The sequence below is a fragment of the Pantoea sp. EKM20T genome (assembly GCF_011800485.1).
GTDB lineage: Bacteria > Pseudomonadota > Gammaproteobacteria > Enterobacterales > Enterobacteriaceae > Pantoea > Pantoea agglomerans.
The window spans coordinates 238,672-255,141 of record NZ_JAALFW010000005.1; the positions used below are offsets into that span (position 1 = coordinate 238,672).

Annotated in this window: 11 protein-coding genes; 7 read left to right on the forward strand and 4 right to left on the reverse strand. The window is 60.4% G+C overall.

Going from position 1 to position 16,470, the window contains the following annotated elements; genetic code table 11:
• Positions 1–253: 253 nt before the first annotated feature.
• The 6 genes from HFD94_RS11450 to lplT all read left to right on the forward strand — a co-directional run bounded on the left by HFD94_RS11450 (position 254) and on the right by lplT (position 12,604).
• The gene (locus tag HFD94_RS11450) at positions 254–1,465 is read left to right on the forward strand and encodes an efflux RND transporter periplasmic adaptor subunit (protein ID WP_132499330.1); all 1,212 of its coding nucleotides are present in this window, start codon (positions 254–256) and stop codon (positions 1,463–1,465) included.
• Positions 1,462–4,689 (forward strand): efflux RND transporter permease subunit, encoded by a 3,228-nt coding sequence (locus HFD94_RS11455; protein WP_167433138.1) that lies wholly within the window; start codon positions 1,462–1,464, stop codon positions 4,687–4,689. The genes HFD94_RS11450 and HFD94_RS11455 overlap by 4 nt, the downstream gene beginning before the upstream one ends.
• Positions 4,686–7,787, forward strand: coding sequence for a multidrug efflux RND transporter permease subunit (locus HFD94_RS11460; RefSeq protein WP_167433139.1), 3,102 nt, complete (start codon positions 4,686–4,688; stop codon positions 7,785–7,787). The genes HFD94_RS11455 and HFD94_RS11460 overlap by 4 nt, the downstream gene beginning before the upstream one ends.
• A 3-nt stretch (positions 7,788–7,790) precedes the next feature.
• The gene (locus HFD94_RS11465; protein WP_167433140.1) at positions 7,791–9,176 is read left to right on the forward strand and encodes an efflux transporter outer membrane subunit; all 1,386 of its coding nucleotides are present in this window, start codon (positions 7,791–7,793) and stop codon (positions 9,174–9,176) included.
• A 90-nt stretch (positions 9,177–9,266) separates the two neighbouring features.
• Positions 9,267–11,417 carry a bifunctional acyl-ACP--phospholipid O-acyltransferase/long-chain-fatty-acid--ACP ligase gene (gene aas, locus HFD94_RS11470; RefSeq protein ID WP_167433141.1) on the forward strand — a complete coding sequence of 717 codons (2,151 nt, stop codon included), beginning with the start codon at positions 9,267–9,269 and terminating at the stop codon, positions 11,415–11,417.
• The gene (gene lplT / locus HFD94_RS11475; RefSeq protein WP_010251689.1) at positions 11,414–12,604 is read left to right on the forward strand and encodes a lysophospholipid transporter LplT; all 1,191 of its coding nucleotides are present in this window, start codon (positions 11,414–11,416) and stop codon (positions 12,602–12,604) included. The genes aas and lplT overlap by 4 nt, the downstream gene beginning before the upstream one ends.
• A 76-nt stretch (positions 12,605–12,680) precedes the next feature.
• Here the strand turns inward: lplT and ridA are convergent, their stop codons facing one another.
• The 4 genes from ridA to argF form a co-directional block, all read right to left on the reverse strand.
• Positions 12,681–13,067 (reverse strand): 2-iminobutanoate/2-iminopropanoate deaminase, encoded by a 387-nt coding sequence (gene ridA / locus HFD94_RS11480; RefSeq protein ID WP_010251687.1) that lies wholly within the window; start codon positions 13,065–13,067, stop codon positions 12,681–12,683.
• A gap of 72 nt (positions 13,068–13,139) precedes the next feature.
• Positions 13,140–13,604 carry an aspartate carbamoyltransferase regulatory subunit gene (gene pyrI / locus HFD94_RS11485; protein WP_010251684.1) on the reverse strand — a complete coding sequence of 155 codons (465 nt, stop codon included), beginning with the start codon at positions 13,602–13,604 and terminating at the stop codon, positions 13,140–13,142.
• Between the two features lie 12 nt (positions 13,605–13,616).
• Positions 13,617–14,552 carry an aspartate carbamoyltransferase gene (pyrB, locus tag HFD94_RS11490; RefSeq protein WP_010251681.1) on the reverse strand — a complete coding sequence of 312 codons (936 nt, stop codon included), beginning with the start codon at positions 14,550–14,552 and terminating at the stop codon, positions 13,617–13,619.
• A gap of 316 nt (positions 14,553–14,868) precedes the next feature.
• Entirely contained in the window at positions 14,869–15,876 is a 1,008-nt protein-coding gene (gene argF, locus HFD94_RS11495) for an ornithine carbamoyltransferase (RefSeq protein ID WP_167433142.1), read from the reverse strand.
• A gap of 160 nt (positions 15,877–16,036) precedes the next feature.
• Here argF and rraB point away from each other — a divergent pair, with 160 nt between their 5' ends.
• The gene (gene rraB / locus HFD94_RS11500) at positions 16,037–16,453 is read left to right on the forward strand and encodes a ribonuclease E inhibitor RraB (protein WP_010251675.1); all 417 of its coding nucleotides are present in this window, start codon (positions 16,037–16,039) and stop codon (positions 16,451–16,453) included.
• Positions 16,454–16,470 lie beyond the last annotated feature (17 nt).

The following is a 16,470-nucleotide window of genomic DNA, read 5'->3' on the forward strand; positions in this document are numbered from 1 at the left end:
TTATTACACCGACCCACGCAGATGCGTGGGTTTTTTTTGCCTGCTCGCCTGAGCCTGCCGTTACCGCTGTAAAAACCCCCGCTAAATCAACATCGTTCTTAACGAAACCCTGACAGTTTGCCAATAGAAAGGCGCGTCGCCTTTCACTGATAATGGCCGCCGTGAAGCCTGGCGCTTTTTTGCTCGCCGCCGCTCACTGCCGCATTCCGCACGTTCCGGGATTTCTTTTTTTGCTTATCTGAAGAGTTCGACGATGACTCACCTTTCTCGCCCCACGCGTTCCTTTGGGCTTAAATGGCTGCTCCTGTTGCTGGTGGCGGCGATTGTCGCTGGGGTTATCTGGCGTCTGCTGGCGGCAGGTCACGGGCCGGGCGAGGGGATGCCGTCGGGCAGACCGGGTGCGCATGGCATGATGGGCGGAGGGGCGACGCTGGTTCACAGCGGTGTCGCCAGCACGGCGGATGTGCCGGTGTGGCTGAATGCGCTCGGCACGGTCATCCCCAACGCCAGCGTCACGGTGACCAGCCGCGTTGACGGCCAGCTGGAGCAGGTTTTCTTTACTGAGGGGCAGAAAGTCAGCGCCGGGCAGCTGCTGGCGCAGATCGATCCGCGCAGCTTTCAGGCCACGCTGAACCAGTATCAGGGCGAACTCAGCGAAAACCAGGCGCTGCTGAAAAGTGCGGAGCTGACGCTGGCGCGCTACCGCAAACTGGCGGCGCAGGATGCACTGGCGCGTCAGGATCTGGACAGCCAGATTGCCACCGTCGGGCAGTATCGCGGTGCCGTCGCCGCCGATCAGGCGCAGATCGCCAGTGCGAAACTCAGCATTGAATATGCCCGGATCACCGCCCCGATCAGCGGGCGCGTCGGCCTGCGTCAGGTCGATCCCGGCAACATGGTTCAGAGTGCCAGCAGCACCGGCCTGGTGACTATTACCCAGATGCAGCCCGCCGCCGTGACCTTTAGCGTGCCACAAAGCGAAATCCCGACGCTGGTCAGCGTGCTGCATCAGGGACAGAGCCTGCCCGCCACGCTGTATGATCAGGACAACCAGCATCAGCTCGGCAGCGGCGAAGTGAAGTTCATCAGCAACCAGATCGACACCGCCACCGGCACCGTGGCGCTGAAAGCGGTGTTCGCTAACCAGGATGAGTCGCTGTTTGCCAATCAGTTTGTGAATCTGCGGCTGCAGACCCGGGTGCTGAAAGGCGCGACGGTGATCCCGGCCCAGGCGCTGCAGCTGAGCAGCGACGGCAGTTTTGTCTTTGTGATCAATCAGGATCACAGCGTTACGCGCAAAGCGGTTACCACCGGTCCCGCTTTCGGAGACGATCAGCAGGCGATCCTCAGCGGTGTTTCGCCGGGCGATCGGCTGGTGACGGAAGGGATCGATCGTCTGACCAGCGGCAGCAAAGTGTCGCTGGCTGATGAGACGCCCGCCGCTGCGGGTGCTGTGTCGAAATGAACCCGTCGCGCCTGTTTATTCTGCGTCCGGTCGCCACCATTCTGCTGATGGTCGGCGTGCTGATCGCCGGCATTTTTGCCTGGAAATTCCTCTCAACCTCGGCGCTGCCGCAGGTCGACTATCCGATCATTCAGGTCACCACGCTCTATCCGGGTGCCAGCCCGGATGTGATGGCATCGTCGGTCACCTCACCGCTGGAGCGCCAGTTAGGGCAGATGGCGGGGCTGAGCCAGATGAGCTCCACCAGTGCCAGCGGCTCCTCGATCATTACCCTGAAGTTTAGCCTCGATCTGTCGCTGGATGTCGCCGAGCAGGAGGTGCAGGCAGCGATCAATGCGGCGAATAACCTGCTGCCCGACGACCTGCCCAATCCGCCGACCTACAAAAAGGTCAATCCGGCGGACAGCGCGGTGGTGACGCTGGCGGCGAGCTCCAGCACGCTGCCGTTGACCGCGGTGCAGGATCTGGTCAACACCCGGGTGGCGCTGAAGCTGTCGCAGATCTCCGGCGTCGGGATGGTGACGCTGGCGGGCGGCCACCAGCCGGCGATTCGGGTGCAGATGAATCCTCAGGCGCTGGCGGCGCATCATCTGACGCTGGAGGCGGTAAATACGCTGATTGGCAACAGCAACGTCAATGGCTCCAAAGGCGGCTTTGACGGGAAATATCATTCGGTGACCATTGACGCCAACGACCAGCTGCGCACCGCAACCGAGTACGGCAACCTCATCCTCAGCTATGAGAATGGCGCGGCGCTGCGCCTGAAAGATATCGCCCACATTGAACAGGGCCCGGAAAACAGCTTCCAGTCGGCGTGGGCCAACAACCAGCCCGCGATTGTAATCAGCGTGCAGCGTCAGCCGGGCGCGAACGTGATCCAGGTGGTGGACAACATCAAGGCGCAGCTCCCCGCGCTGCAGGCGGCACTGCCGGAGGGGGTGAAGATGACCATTCTCTCCGATCGCACCCAGACCATTCGCGCCTCGATCAGCGACGTCCAGTTTGAGCTGATGCTGTCGATTGCGCTGGTGGTGATGGTGACTTTCCTGTTTCTGCGCAACGTTGCTGCCACGCTGATCCCGAGCGTGGCAGTGCCGCTGTCGCTGGTCGGCACCTTTGGTGTGATGTATCTGGCGGGCTTCAGCCTGAATAATCTGTCGCTGATGGCGCTGACTATCGCCACCGGTTTTGTCATTGATGACGCCATCGTGGTGGTCGAGAACATCTCCCGGCGGCTGGAGCAGGGTGAGTCGCCGATGGAAGCGGCACTGAAAGGCTCCCGGCAGATTGGCTTCACCATTATCTCGCTGACCTTTTCCCTGATTGCGGTGCTGATCCCGCTGCTGTTTATGGGCGATGTAGTCGGGCGACTGTTCCGGGAGTTTGCGATTACCCTGGCGGTGGCGATTCTGGTGTCAATGCTGGTATCGCTGACCCTGACACCGATGCTGTGCGCGTATCTGCTGCGCCACATTCCGCCAGAACAGCAGTCGACGTTTGCCCGCAAGGGCGGCGAACTGTTTGATGCCCTGGTGCGCGGTTATGATCGGCTGCTGACCGTGGTACTGAACCATCAGAAACTGACGCTGCTGGTGGCGCTGGCCACCTTCGGGCTGACGGCGCTGCTCTACATAATGGTGCCGAAAGGCTTCTTCCCGACCCAGGATACCGGGCTGATTCAGGGCATTACCGTCGCCTCGCAGGATGTCTCGTTTAACGCCATGGCAACGCGGCAGCAGGCGTTGTCGGCGCGGATCCTGAAAAACCCGGCGGTGGAGAGCGTCTCATCGACGATCGGCATCGACGGCACCAACACCAGCCTTAACAGCGGGCGGTTACAGATCAACCTTAAGCCGTTTGGCTCGCGTGATGTGAAAGCGGGTGAGGTGATTAAACAACTGCAACAGGCGACCGCCGATGTGGCGGGCATCCGGCTCTATCTGCAACCGGCGCAGGATCTCACCGTCAACGATCAGGTCTCGCCGAGTCAGTATCAGTTCACCCTCGATGATGCCGACAGCGAAAATCTGGTCAGCGAGTCGCCGAAACTGGTGGCGGCATTGCAGCAGCGGCCCGAGTTTAATGGCGTGGTGAGTAACCTGCAGGATCAGGGGCGCGTCTCTTACGTTGAGCTGAACCGCGATAAAGCGGCGCGCTTCGGCATTACTGCCTCGGATGTGGACACCGCGCTCTATAACGCCTTTGGTCAGCGGCTGGTCTCGACCATCTTCACCCAGTCGAATCAGTATCGGGTGGTGCTGGAAGTGGCTCCGGCATACCAGCAGGGTCCGGCGTCGTTTGATGATGTCTGGCTGCAATCGTCCGGCAGCAGCAGTTCGGCGTCGTCATCCACCAGCACGGCTTCATCAACGTCAACGTCTTCGTCAACGTCTTCGTCTTCGTCGACGTCCACTTCAGCCTCTGACACCAGCGCCAGCCCGACCAGCAGCGGCATGGTCAAACTCACTTCTATCGCCACCATCCACCAGCGCACCGGTTCGCTGATGCACATGCGGCTGAATCAGTTTCCGGCGGTGATGATCTCCTTCAACCTTAATCCGGGCTATTCGCTGGAGGATGGACAGCGGGCGATCGCGGAAGTACGGCAGCAGCTGCATCTGCCGGAGAGCACCACGCTGCGTTATCAGGGGGAAACCTCGGCGTTTCAGAGCGCCACCGGCAACACGCTGTGGCTGATTCTGGCGGCGCTGATCACCATGTATGTGGTGCTCGGCATCCTCTACGAAAGCTTTATCCATCCGGTGACCATCCTCTCTACGCTGCCGTCGGCGGCGGTGGGCGCGTTGCTGACGCTGCTGCTGGCGGGCACCGAATTCAGCCTGATTGCGCTGATTGGGGTGATACTGCTGATCGGCATCGTGAAAAAGAACGCCATCATGATGATCGACTTCGCGCTGGAGGCGGAACACCATCAGCAGCTCAGCGCGCGCGACGCGATTCATCAGGCCTGCCTGCTGCGCTTCCGCCCGATTCTGATGACGACGATGGCGGCGCTGCTGGGTGCGCTGCCGCTGATGCTGGCCTCCGGCTCCGGGGCAGAGCTGCGTCAGCCGCTGGGGCTGGTGATTGTCGGCGGGCTGATTGTCAGTCAGGTGCTGACACTCTTCTCCACGCCGGTCATCTACCTCCTGTTTGATGGGCTGGCGCAGCGCGGCCACGCCTGGGTGAAACGCCGTCAGCAGCGGGCGCGGAGCGGGCAATGAATCTGACCCGGCTGTTTATCTTTCGTCCGGTGGCGACGCTGCTGCTGACGCTGGCGATCCTGCTGCTCGGCGCGCTGGGCTACCGGCTGCTGCCGGTAGCACCACTGCCGCAGGTCGATTTCCCCACCATCATGGTCAGCGCCAGCCTGGCAGGCGCCAGCCCGGAAACCATGGCGGCGACGGTCGCTACGCCGCTGGAACGTTCGCTGGGGCAGATTGCCGGTATCAGTGAGATGACCTCCAGCAGCTCGCAGGGCTCCAGCAGCATCATCCTGCAGTTTGAACTGGACCGCGATATCAATGGCGCGGCGCGCGACGTTCAGGCGGCAATCAACGCGGCGCGCAGCCTGCTGCCCAGCGCAATGGCCTCGCTGCCGACCTATCGCAAAGCCAACCCGTCAGACGCGCCAATAGTGATGCTGGCGCTGACCTCTGCCACCCGCACGCCAGGCGAGCTCTACGATCTGGCGGAGAGCAAAATCGAACAGGCGATGGGGCAGGTACAGGGCGTCGGCGAAGTGTCGCTGATGGGCAGCGCCTTACCGGCGGTGCGGATTGATCTGCAGCCGCTGAAGCTGACCCATTACGGCATCTCGCTGGAGACGGTGCGTGCCGCCGTCGCCAACAGCACTACCAATCTGCCTAAAGGGATCTTACAGGGCAGTGACCAGTCGTGGCTGGTGGACAGCAACGGCCAGCTGGAGAAGGCGGCCAGCTACCGCGATCTGATCATCACTTATCAGCAGGGCAACGCGGTGCGCTTGCGTGACGTCGCCACGGTCTATGACTCGGTGGAAGATCGCTATCAGGCAGGGTTTCTGAATGCCACACCGGCGGTGATGATCGGTATCAAACGTCAGGCGGGTGCCAACATGCTGGAAACCATCGACGCGATAAAAGCGCAGTTGCCGCAGCTGGAAAAGAGTCTGCCCGCTGACAGCCAGCTGAAGGTGGTGGTTGACCGTTCGCCTGGCGTGCGCGCCTCGCTGTATGACACCGAAGAGACGCTGCTGATCGCGGTGCTGCTGGTGATTGCGGTAGTGTTTATTTTTCTGCGCAATCTGCAGGCGGTGATCATTCCGGCGCTGGCACTGCCGGTGTCGCTGATCGGCACCTGCGCGGTGATGTATCTGCTGGGATACAGCCTGGATAACCTGTCGCTGATGGCGCTGATTATCGCCACCGGCTTCGTGGTGGATGATGCGATTGTGGTGCTGGAGAACATCACCCGTCACATTGAGCGCGGGCTGAGCCCGCTGCGGGCGGCGCTGCGCGGGGCGCAGGAGGTGAGCTTTACCGTGCTGTCGATGACCGTGTCGCTGATCGCGGTGTTCATCCCGATCCTGCTGATGGGCAGCATTGTCGGGCGGCTGTTCCGCGAATTCGCCGTGACGCTCACCGTGTCGCTGCTGATCTCGCTGTTTGTTTCGCTGAGCCTGACGCCGATGCTCTGCGCCCGCCTGCTGAAACCAAAGCCGCCCGTCAGCCAGCGGCCGCATCCGCTTTATCAGTTGATTGAAAACCAGCTGAATCGCCTGCTGGCCGCCTACGGGCGCGGGCTGGCCTGGGTGATGCGCCATCAGAAACTGACGCTGCTCAGCCTGCTGCTGACCGTACTACTGAATGTTTTTCTCTTCGCCGTGGTGCAGAAGGGCTTCTTCCCCAATCAGGATACCGGGCTGCTGATGGGTGCGCTGCGCGCCGATCAGAACATCTCGTTCCAGGCGATGAAGCCGAAAATGCTGATGTTCACGCAGATCATTCAGGAAGACCCGGCGGTAGAGAGTGTGATGTCGTCGATGGGCAGCGGGATGTTTGGCTCCCGCAACAGCGCCAACTTCTTTGTGCGGCTTAAAGATTTTGATCAGCGCGATGCGACCGCCACCGAGGTGGCCAACCGGCTGACGCGCAAAACCAGTCACATCGCCGGGGCGCAGATGTTCCTGATGGCGGCGCAGGACCTGCACATTGGCGGACGCAGCGCCAACGCCACGTATCAGTACAGCCTGCAGGCGGACGATCTCGATCTGCTGCGCACCTGGACGCCGAAAGTGCAGGCGGCGCTGGCGGCGATCCCCGAGCTTAACAGCGTGGACTCCGATTCACAGACCGGCGGCCAGGAGGTAGAGCTGAACATCGATCGTGATCGCGCCACCCGGCTGGGCGTCAACGTGAACATGCTGGATACGCTGCTGAACAATGCGTTCAGCCAGCGGCAGATCGCCACGCTCTATCACACTCTGAATCAGTATCACGTGGTGATGTCACTGCAGGATAGCGACACCGCCAATCCTGAGACGCTGCAGCAGCTTTATGTGATTAACGACAGCGGTGACCGCGTGCCGCTCTCCGCCTTTGCCCGCTTCAGCGGCGGCAACGCGCCGCTGTCGGTGGCGCATCAGGGCCAGGCCGCGACCAGCACCCTGGCGTTTAATCTCAACGAGGGAGTGTCACTGGAACAGGCGCAGGAACTGATAAAACAGGCGATGGCGAAGCTGGGCCTGCCGTCGACCCTTCATGCCGGTTTTGCCGGCACCGCCGCCGCCTTTTCTCAGCTGACCGCGACCATGCCGTGGCTGATTCTGGCGGCGCTGGCGGCGGTCTATCTCGTGCTCGGCGTGCTCTATGAGAGCTACATCCATCCACTGACCATTCTTTCGACCCTGCCGTCAGCGGGCGTCGGCGCGCTGTTACTGCTGCTGCTGACCGGCACGCAGCTCACGGTAATCGCGCTGATTGGCATTATCCTGCTGATCGGCATCGTGAAAAAGAACGCCATCATGATGATCGATTTCGCCATCGATGCGGAACGGCGGCAGGGCATGTCGCCACAGCAGGCGATCACCCAGGCGTGCCTGATGCGCTTCCGGCCCATCATGATGACCACGCTGGCCGCCTTTTTCGGCGCGTTGCCGCTGGCGCTGGGCAGCGGCGGTGATGCCGATCTGCGCAGCCCGCTGGGCATCGCTATCGCGGGCGGACTGGCGCTCAGCCAGCTGCTGACGCTGTTTACCACGCCGGTTGTTTATCTTTGGCTCGATCGTCTGGGCCGTGCCACTCAACGTCAATGGCGTCGTCTGCGCCCTACGGAATCCTGATCCATGAAACCGCTTATCCCCTTTGTTGTGATGCTGCTGAGCGGCTGTAGCGTCGGTCCCGACTATCAGCGCCCCGCGGTGTCTGTGCCGGTCCACTATAAAGAGGCCAGAGGCTGGCAGCAGGCGACGCCGCTTGATGCGCAAAGTAAAGGCGAATGGTGGGCGGTTTATCACGACGCCACCCTGAGCGGGCTGCTGAACCAGGTGAGCATCTCGAACCAGAACGTGGCGAATTATGCCGCGCAGTACCGGCAGGCACAGGCGCTGGCGAGTGAGTCACGTGCGGCGCTGTTTCCCTCGCTGGGCTATGACGGCAGCGTGACGCGCAGCGGCAGCCACGCGACTGACAGCAGCGTTCGCACCACCAGCAGCAGCCATCAGGCGGAGCTGAGTGCCAGCTGGGAGCTGGACCTGTGGGGCAAACTGCGACGCACGCTGGAGGAGAACCGCGCCAGCGCCTCGGCCAGCGCGGCGGAACTGGCCAATATCACCCTGAGCGCCCAGTCTGAGCTGGCGCAGGACTATTTCCAGCTGCGCATCATGGATCAGAAAATCGCGCTCTATCAGCAGAGCGTTGATGCTTATCAGCGCTATCTGAAAGTGATTACCAGCCAGTATCAGGCGGGCACCGCGTCGCGTGCCACCCTGGCTCAGGCGCAGCTGCAGCGGGAGAGCGCCAGCGCCTCGGCGCAGGATTATCAGTGGCAGCGCGCGCAGATGGAGCACGCCATTGCGCTGCTGATCGGCAAAGCACCCGCTGAATTCAGCCTGACCGCCGCGCCGCTGACGGCCACGCTGCCCGCGATTCCGGCAGCCCTGCCGGGCGAGCTGTTGCAGCGCCGTCCCGACATTGCTTACGCCGAACGTAACATGGCCGCGGCCAATGCTGCGGTGGGCGTGGCGGTGGCCGGTTACTATCCCGACCTGACCCTGAGCGCCAGCGGTGGCGTCAGTTCTTCCGTGCTGCATTCGCTCTTCTCGCTGCCGAACCGCGTCTGGTCGCTGGGGCCGGAGCTGAGCGGCACGCTGCTGGATTTTGGTGCGACCGCAGCACAGGTCGATCAGGCACGAGCGGGCTGGGATGCCAGCGTTGCGACCTATCGTCAGACGGTGCTGACCGCAATGCAGGAGGTGGAAGATAAGCTGGTGGAGCTGAACACGCTGCAGGGTGAGATCGCCGCGCAGCAGCGCGCCACCGACGCGGCGCAGACCTCGGCGCGGGTGACGCGTTTGCAGTATGAGGCGGGCATTATTACGTATCTGGATGTGGCGACCACCGAAAACAGCCGCCTGAGTGCGCAACAGAGTTTGCTGACGCTGCAGAGCACGCAGTGGGTCAGCAGTGTGGCGCTGATTGCGGCACTCGGCGGTGGCTGGCAGGCACCCTGAAGGCGGCGTCAGGTTACCGATAATTCTGTTGTCGAACCGCGTCAAATCCTGCATCGTGAGGGGCTATTTTCACGATGCTAAGGAGCCGGCATGGTTTTCACACTATTGCGCCTGATATTTCGCCTGTTATGGCGGGTCGAACTGCGTGGCGACGTCGCCGAACTGCATAAGCAGAAGGTATTGATCACGCCGAACCATATGTCGTTTCTCGACGGCATATTGCTGGCGCTATTTTTGCCGATTAAGCCGGTCTATGCGGTCTATTCGACCATCAGCGAAAGCTGGTTTATGCGGCTGGTTAAACCCTTTATCGACTATGTGCCGCTCGATCCCACCAAACCCATGGCGCTCAAACAGCTGGTCAGGCTGATCGACAGTGGCCGTCCGGTGGTGATCTTCCCGGAAGGACGTATTACCGTCACCGGATCGCTGATGAAGATCTACAGCGGGGCGGGTTTTGTCGCGGCGCGTTCGGGCGCGAATGTGGTGCCGATGCGCATTGAAGGCGCAGAGTACACGCCGTTTGGTCGTCTGGCGGGCGTGTTTAAACGTCGCCTGTTCCCGCGCATCACCCTGACGATTCTGCCCGCCACCCGCATTCCGATGCCGGAGGCGAAACGGGCGCGCGATCGGCGCGTGCTGGCCGGTGAGCATCTGCATCATGTGATGATGGAAGCGCGCATGGCGGTGCGTCCGCGTGAAACCCTGTTTGAGGCATTTCTGGCGGCGCGTACGCGTTATGGCGCGTTTAAGCGCTGCATCGAAGATGTCAATTTCAAACCCGACAGCTACAACGGACTGCTGAAGAAGGCGCTGGGCGTGGGCCGTATTCTGGAGCGCTACAGCCAGCCGCGCGAAGTGGTAGGACTGCTGCTGCCCAATACCACCGTCACGGCGGCGGCGATTTTCGGGGCATCCCTGCGCGGACGTGTTCCGGCGATGCTCAACTATACGGCGGGCGTGAACGGCATGCGGGCGGCACTGACCGCCGCGCAGATCAAAACGGTCTTCACGTCGCGCCAGTTCCTGGACAAAGGCAACCTGTGGCATCTGCCACAGGGGCTCGATGATGTGCAGTGGATCTATCTGGAAGATCTGAAAGATACCGTGACCAGTAAGGACAAACTGTGGATCGTCGCCCATCTGCTGATGCCGCATCGCGCACAGCTGCCCCAGCAGCCGGAAGACGCCGCGATGGTACTGTTTACCTCCGGCTCGGAAGGCAATCCTAAAGGGGTGGTGCATTCGCATAAAAGCCTGCTGGCGAACGTTGAACAGATCCGCACCATCGCCGACTTCACCCCGCGCGACCGCTTTATGTCGGCGCTGCCGCTGTTCCATGCGTTTGGTCTGACCGTCGGGCTGTTTACGCCGCTGATGACCGGCGCGCAGGTGTTCCTCTATCCCAGCCCGCTGCACTATCGCATCGTGCCGGAGCTGGTCTATGACCGCAACTGCACCGTGCTGTTTGGCACCTCGACCTTCCTCGGCAACTACGCGCGCTTTGCCGCGCCCTATGATTTTGCCCGCCTGCGCTATGTGGTGGCGGGGGCGGAGAAGCTGCAGGAGAACACCCGTCAGCTCTACATGGAGAAGTATGGCATTCGCATTCTTGAAGGCTACGGCGTAACCGAATGCGCGCCAGTGGTCGCGATTAACGTGCCGATGGCGGCGAAGGCGCACACCGTCGGACGCATTCTGCCGGGCATGGATTCGCGGCTGATGTCGGTGCCGGGCATTGAGCAGGGCGGACGGCTGCAACTGCGCGGACCGAACGTGATGAAGGGCTATCTGCGGGTTGAGAATCCAGGCGTGCTGGAAGTGCCGGTCGCCGACGATGGCGAAGGCAATCAGGAAGCGGGCTGGTATGACACGGGTGATATCGTCAGCTTTGATGACGGCGGTTTCTGCCAGATTCAGGGACGTGCCAAACGCTTTGCGAAGATTGCCGGTGAGATGGTGTCGCTGGAGATCGTCGAGCAGATCGCTCTGAAAGCGTCGCCGGACAAACAACATGCCGCCTCGCTGCGCCCGGATGGTCAGCGTGGTGAGGCGCTGGTGCTGTTCACCACCGACGCTGAACTGGCGCGCGACAGCCTGCAGAATGCGGCCCGCGAGCTGGGTGCGCCAGAACTGGCGCTGCCGCGTGATATCCGGGTGATGAAGCAGTTGCCGCAGCTGGGCAGCGGTAAACCCGATTACGTCACGCTGAAAAAAATGGCGGAAGAGGAGCAGGCATGAGCCTTGATCGTAATGCGCCGCTGATGTCACGCGGCATGATCGCCGTGATTATCGCCCAGTTCTTTTCGGCCTTCGGCGATAACGCGCTGCTGTTTGCCACGCTGGCCGTGCTGAAAAGCCAGTTCTATCCCGACTGGAGTCAGCCGGTGCTGCAGATGCTCTTTGTCGCAGCCTACATTCTGCTGGCACCGTTTGTCGGTCAGGTCGCGGACAGCATGGCAAAAGGGCGGGTGATGATGCTCGCCAACAGCCTGAAGCTGCTGGGCGCGCTGGTGATCTGCTTCGGCTTCAACCCCTTCCTCGGATATACCCTGGTGGGCGCGGGCGCAGCCGCTTACTCTCCGGCTAAATATGGCATCCTCGGTGAGATCACTCACGGCGAGAAGCTGGTGAAAGCCAACGGGCTGATGGAGGGATCGACCATCGCCGCCATTCTGCTCGGCTCAGTGGCGGGTGGGATGCTGGCTGACTGGCATCTGCTGGCGGCGCTCGGGATCTGTGCACTGACCTACGGCATTGCCGTGGTGGCCAACCTGTTTATCCCGAAACTGCAGGCGGCGCGTCCTGGTCAGAGCTGGCAGCTGGGTATGATGGTACGCAGTTTTTTCAGTGCTGCCGCGCTGCTATGGCGTGATGCGGAGACGCGCTTCTCGCTGCTCGGCACCAGCCTGTTCTGGGGCGCAGGCGTGACGCTGCGTTTTCTGCTGGTGCTGTGGGTGCCGGTGGCGCTGGGCATCAGTGACAACACCACGCCAACGACCCTGAATGCCATGGTGGCGATCGGGATTGTGATTGGGGCGGCGGCGGCGGCGAAGCTGGTGACGCTTGAAACGGTGCGTCGCTGTATGCCAGCCGGTGTGCTGATTGGTGTGATGGTCGTCGTCTTCGCGCTGCAGCATTCTCTGCTGAATGCCTATCTGGTGCTGATGCTGATTGGCGCGCTGGGCGGTTTCTTTGTGGTGCCGCTGAATGCACTGCTGCAGGCGCGGGGCAAAGAGAGCGTCGGTTCAGGTAATGCGATTGCGGTGCAGAATCTGGGTGAGAACAGCGCCATGCTGATCATGCTGGGGCTCTATACGCTGGCGATCAAGGCGGGTGCACCTGCGGTGGCGACGGGCGTCGGTTTTGGCGTGCTGTTTGCGCTGGCGATAGCGCTGCTGTGGCTGTGGCGTCCGGCTAAGCGTTAAGCGATTCACCGCCTCTCTCCGGGATAGCCGGAGAGAGGCGGGCGCCCTCGTTAACAATAGATGTTAACAACGTAGATTAGCGACGAAGGGCAATCGCTTCGATTTCGATCTTCACATCTTTTGGCAGACGCGCCACTTCGACACAGGAACGCGCCGGGAAGTGCGCTTCATGCTCGGTGAAAAACGCCTCATAAGCCGCATTGACCGTGGCGAAGTCATTTAAATCCTTTACGAACACCGTGGTCTTCACGATGTCGCCGACCTTCAGACCCGCTGCTTCAACAATCGCCTTCACATTTTCCAGTGACTGACGCGCCTGTGCGGCAACGTCATCCGCCACCTGGCCGGTCGCCGGATCCACCGGGATCTGGCCAGAGGTGATGATCATGCTGCCCAGATCGACACCCTGAACATAGGGGCCGATAGCGGCAGGGGCTTTTTCAGTACTGATTTCACGAGACATCATTGCTCCTTTGATTACGTCGTCAGGCGGCGATGCCGCCGGTGTTGCCCATTATAAGGTCGGGCAGGGCGATTACCAGTGACCCAGCACCACATGGCGGGCGAACTCTTTTTCGCAATATTTGCACTTCAGATGCACATCGTCGGCGCGCTGCTTCACGGCAAAGCTGGAGAAGACCGGCTCGCTGCGGCTGATGCAGTTGCTGTTCGGGCAGGTCAGCACCCGTTCAACGTGGTCCGGCAGCGTCGGGGCGATCTTCGCGACCACTTCATAGTCGTCGATGCGGTTGACCGTGGCATGGGGCGCATAGACCGCCAGCTGATTCACCTGATCGTCGGTGAGAAAGGTGTTCTCAATCTTGATCAGATCTTTGCGGCCCATCTCGCCCGATGGCAGATTCAGGCCAATGGTAATCCGCTGATCGGTTTCGGTCAGCCGGAACAGAGAGAGCAATTTAAAGCCGATCTGCGCCGGAATATGGTCGATGACCGTGCCGCGTTTGATCGCTTCGACCTGCAGTTTGTTGTCCTGCGTCATGGGGGTATCTCCTTACAGGGCGAGTTCGCTGTTTAAAACCAGTGCCAGCAGAGCCTGGCGCGCATAGATGCCGTTACCCGCCTGCTGGAAATACCAGGCATACGGGGTTTTATCGACATCGGTGGTGATTTCATCGATGCGCGGCAGCGGGTGCAGTACCTTCATATTGTCGCGCGCCGTAGCGAGATCGGCAGCGCGCAGAATGAATTGCGCTTTGACGTTGGCATATTCTGACGGATCGAGCCGCTCTTTCTGCACCCGCGTCATATAGAGGATATCGAGCTGCGGCATCACCTCTTCAAAGCTGTCGTGACGTGACCAGCTGATATTCTTCTCATCCAGCATGTCGGTGATATAGGCCGGCATCGCCAGCGCATCGGGCGCGATAAAGAAGAAGCGGTTGCCGTCAAACTTCGCCAGCGCCTGGGTCAGGGAGTGGACGGTGCGGCCATACTTCAGGTCGCCGACCATCGCCACATTCAGCTGATTAAGACGGCTCTGCGTCTCCTGAATGGTAAAGAGATCAAGCAGCGTCTGGGTCGGATGCTGGTTCGCGCCGTCACCGGCGTTGAGAATCGGGATGCCGCCGGAGAACTCGGTCGCCAGCCGCGCCGCGCCTTCCTGCGGGTGACGCATCACGATCGCATCGACGTAGGTGCTAATCACTGAAATGGTGTCGGCCAGGGTTTCGCCTTTTTTGCCCAGCGACGTATTACTGCCGTCAGCAAAGCCCACCGCTGACGCGCCAAGGCGATGAATGGCGGTTTCAAACGACAGGCGGGTACGGGTCGACGCCTCAAAGAAGCAGCTGGCGATAACCTTGTGCTTGAGCAGTTCCGGCTGCGGATGGGCTTTAAGCTTCGCGGCGGTGTGTAGCGCCAGTTCCAGCTCTTCACGACTGAGGTCGTTGATTGAAATAATGTGCTTGCGATATAGCGGGTTAGCCATAGCTGTCTCCTCTGCGCGGCCGGATTGCGGACAAAAAAAAGCCCCTGCTTAAGGGGCTTTTTTAAGATCGGGTCGATGACCGAAAGAAACAGTAGCACCGCCTGCGGTCAGGCGTGATTGAGCGTCAAGTTGTCCGCTGTGCTGTAGCATATTTCCTCCGGCAAATTGGGCCGCATTATACCCGTTCGCGGTGGGTCAGCAAGAGGAAAACGTTTGCGCCTGCTTAGCCGATCAGAGACCGGGCCAGATCAGGCGGATGAATAGGCCGGTATGAGCAGACGCGACTCAGCGTCCTCAGCTGCGCGGTGCTGGTCGATCAGCGCTGGCCCAGCGTGGCCACCATTACCGCTTTAATCGTGTGCATCCGGTTCTCAGCCTGGTCGAACACAATGCTGTGTGGTGACTCAAACACCTCGTTGCTCACTTCCATGCCGTTGGGCAGATCGTACTGTTCCGCCATCTGCTGGCCCAGCGTGGTCTGGTCGTCGTGGAAGGCGGGCAGACAGTGCAGGAATTTAACCTGCGGGTTGCCGGTCAGACCGAGCATCGCCCGGTTCACCTGATAGTCACGCAGCAGCGCGATACGCTCGGCCCACACCGCTTTGGCTTCGCCCATCGACACCCAGACATCGGTGTAGATAAAGTCAGCGCCTTTCACACCGTCGGCAATATCTTCGGTGAGGGTGATTTTCCCGCCGGTCTGCTGCGCGGCTGCGCGGCACTGCGCCACCAGTTGCTCCTCTGGCCAGCAGCTCTTCGGTGCCACCAGACGCAGATCCAGCCCCACCTGTGCGGCGGCTTCCAGCATGGTGTTGCCCATGTTGTTGCGCGCATCACCTACATAAACCAGCGTCATCTCGCTGAGTTTTTTGCCCGGCAGATGCTCCTGCATGGTCAGCAGGTCGGCCAGCAGCTGGGTCGGATGAAACTCGGTGGTCAGGCCGTTCCACACTGGCACACCGGCATGTTCCGCCAGCGTTTCCACCAGTTCCTGACCGTAACCGCGATACTGAATGCCATCGTACATCCGGCCCAGCACCCGCGCGGTGTCGCGCATCGACTCTTTATGGCCGATCTGGCTGCCACTCGGGCCAAGATAGGTGACGTTTGCACCCTGATCGTAAGCGGCAACTTCGAAAGAGCATCGGGTACGGGTTGAGTCTTTTTCGAAGATGAGCGCGATGTTTTTACCTTTCAGATGCTGCACTTCCTGGGCGCTTTTTTTCGCGCGTTTCAATTCAGCGGAAAGGGAGAGGAGATGATCAATTTCGGCGGGCGTAAAATCCAGAAGCCTGAGGAAATGGCGCTGATACAGCTGACTCATACAACACTCCGGTAATCATTAAAGTGAATTAAAATTCAATCTAACCGTATGAATATGCATTTTCAAGTGCAGGGCTAATAAACTTTTCGTTTTGTGTAGTGGCGCGACGGGCAGTATGGGAAAATAATTGATTATTGCCGAACTCAGAGAGGATATCGTCATGGCATATGAAGCATTACTGGAAGAGCAGCAGGAAGAGACGCGGCAGATTATTGAAGAGCTGCTGGAGGATGGCAGCGATCCTGATGCGCTCTATACCATCGAGCACCATCTCTCATGCAATAATTTTGATTCGCTGGAAAAAGCGGCCGTTGATGCGTTCAAGCTGGGTTATGAAGTGACCGAGCCGGAAGAGCTGGAGCTGGAAGATGGCACCACCGTGATGTGCGTCGACATCATCAGCGAATCCGCCCTGAAGCCTGAACTGATCGATGTGCAGGTTGAGCAGCTGGTGAACCTGATTGGTAAGTACAACGTCGATTACGACGGCTGGGGCACCTATTTTGAAGATCCCGATGCCGAAGATGAAGATGACGACGCCATCGAAGATGAAGATGATGATGGTATTCGCCACTAAGTAGCCGGGGCGGAGAG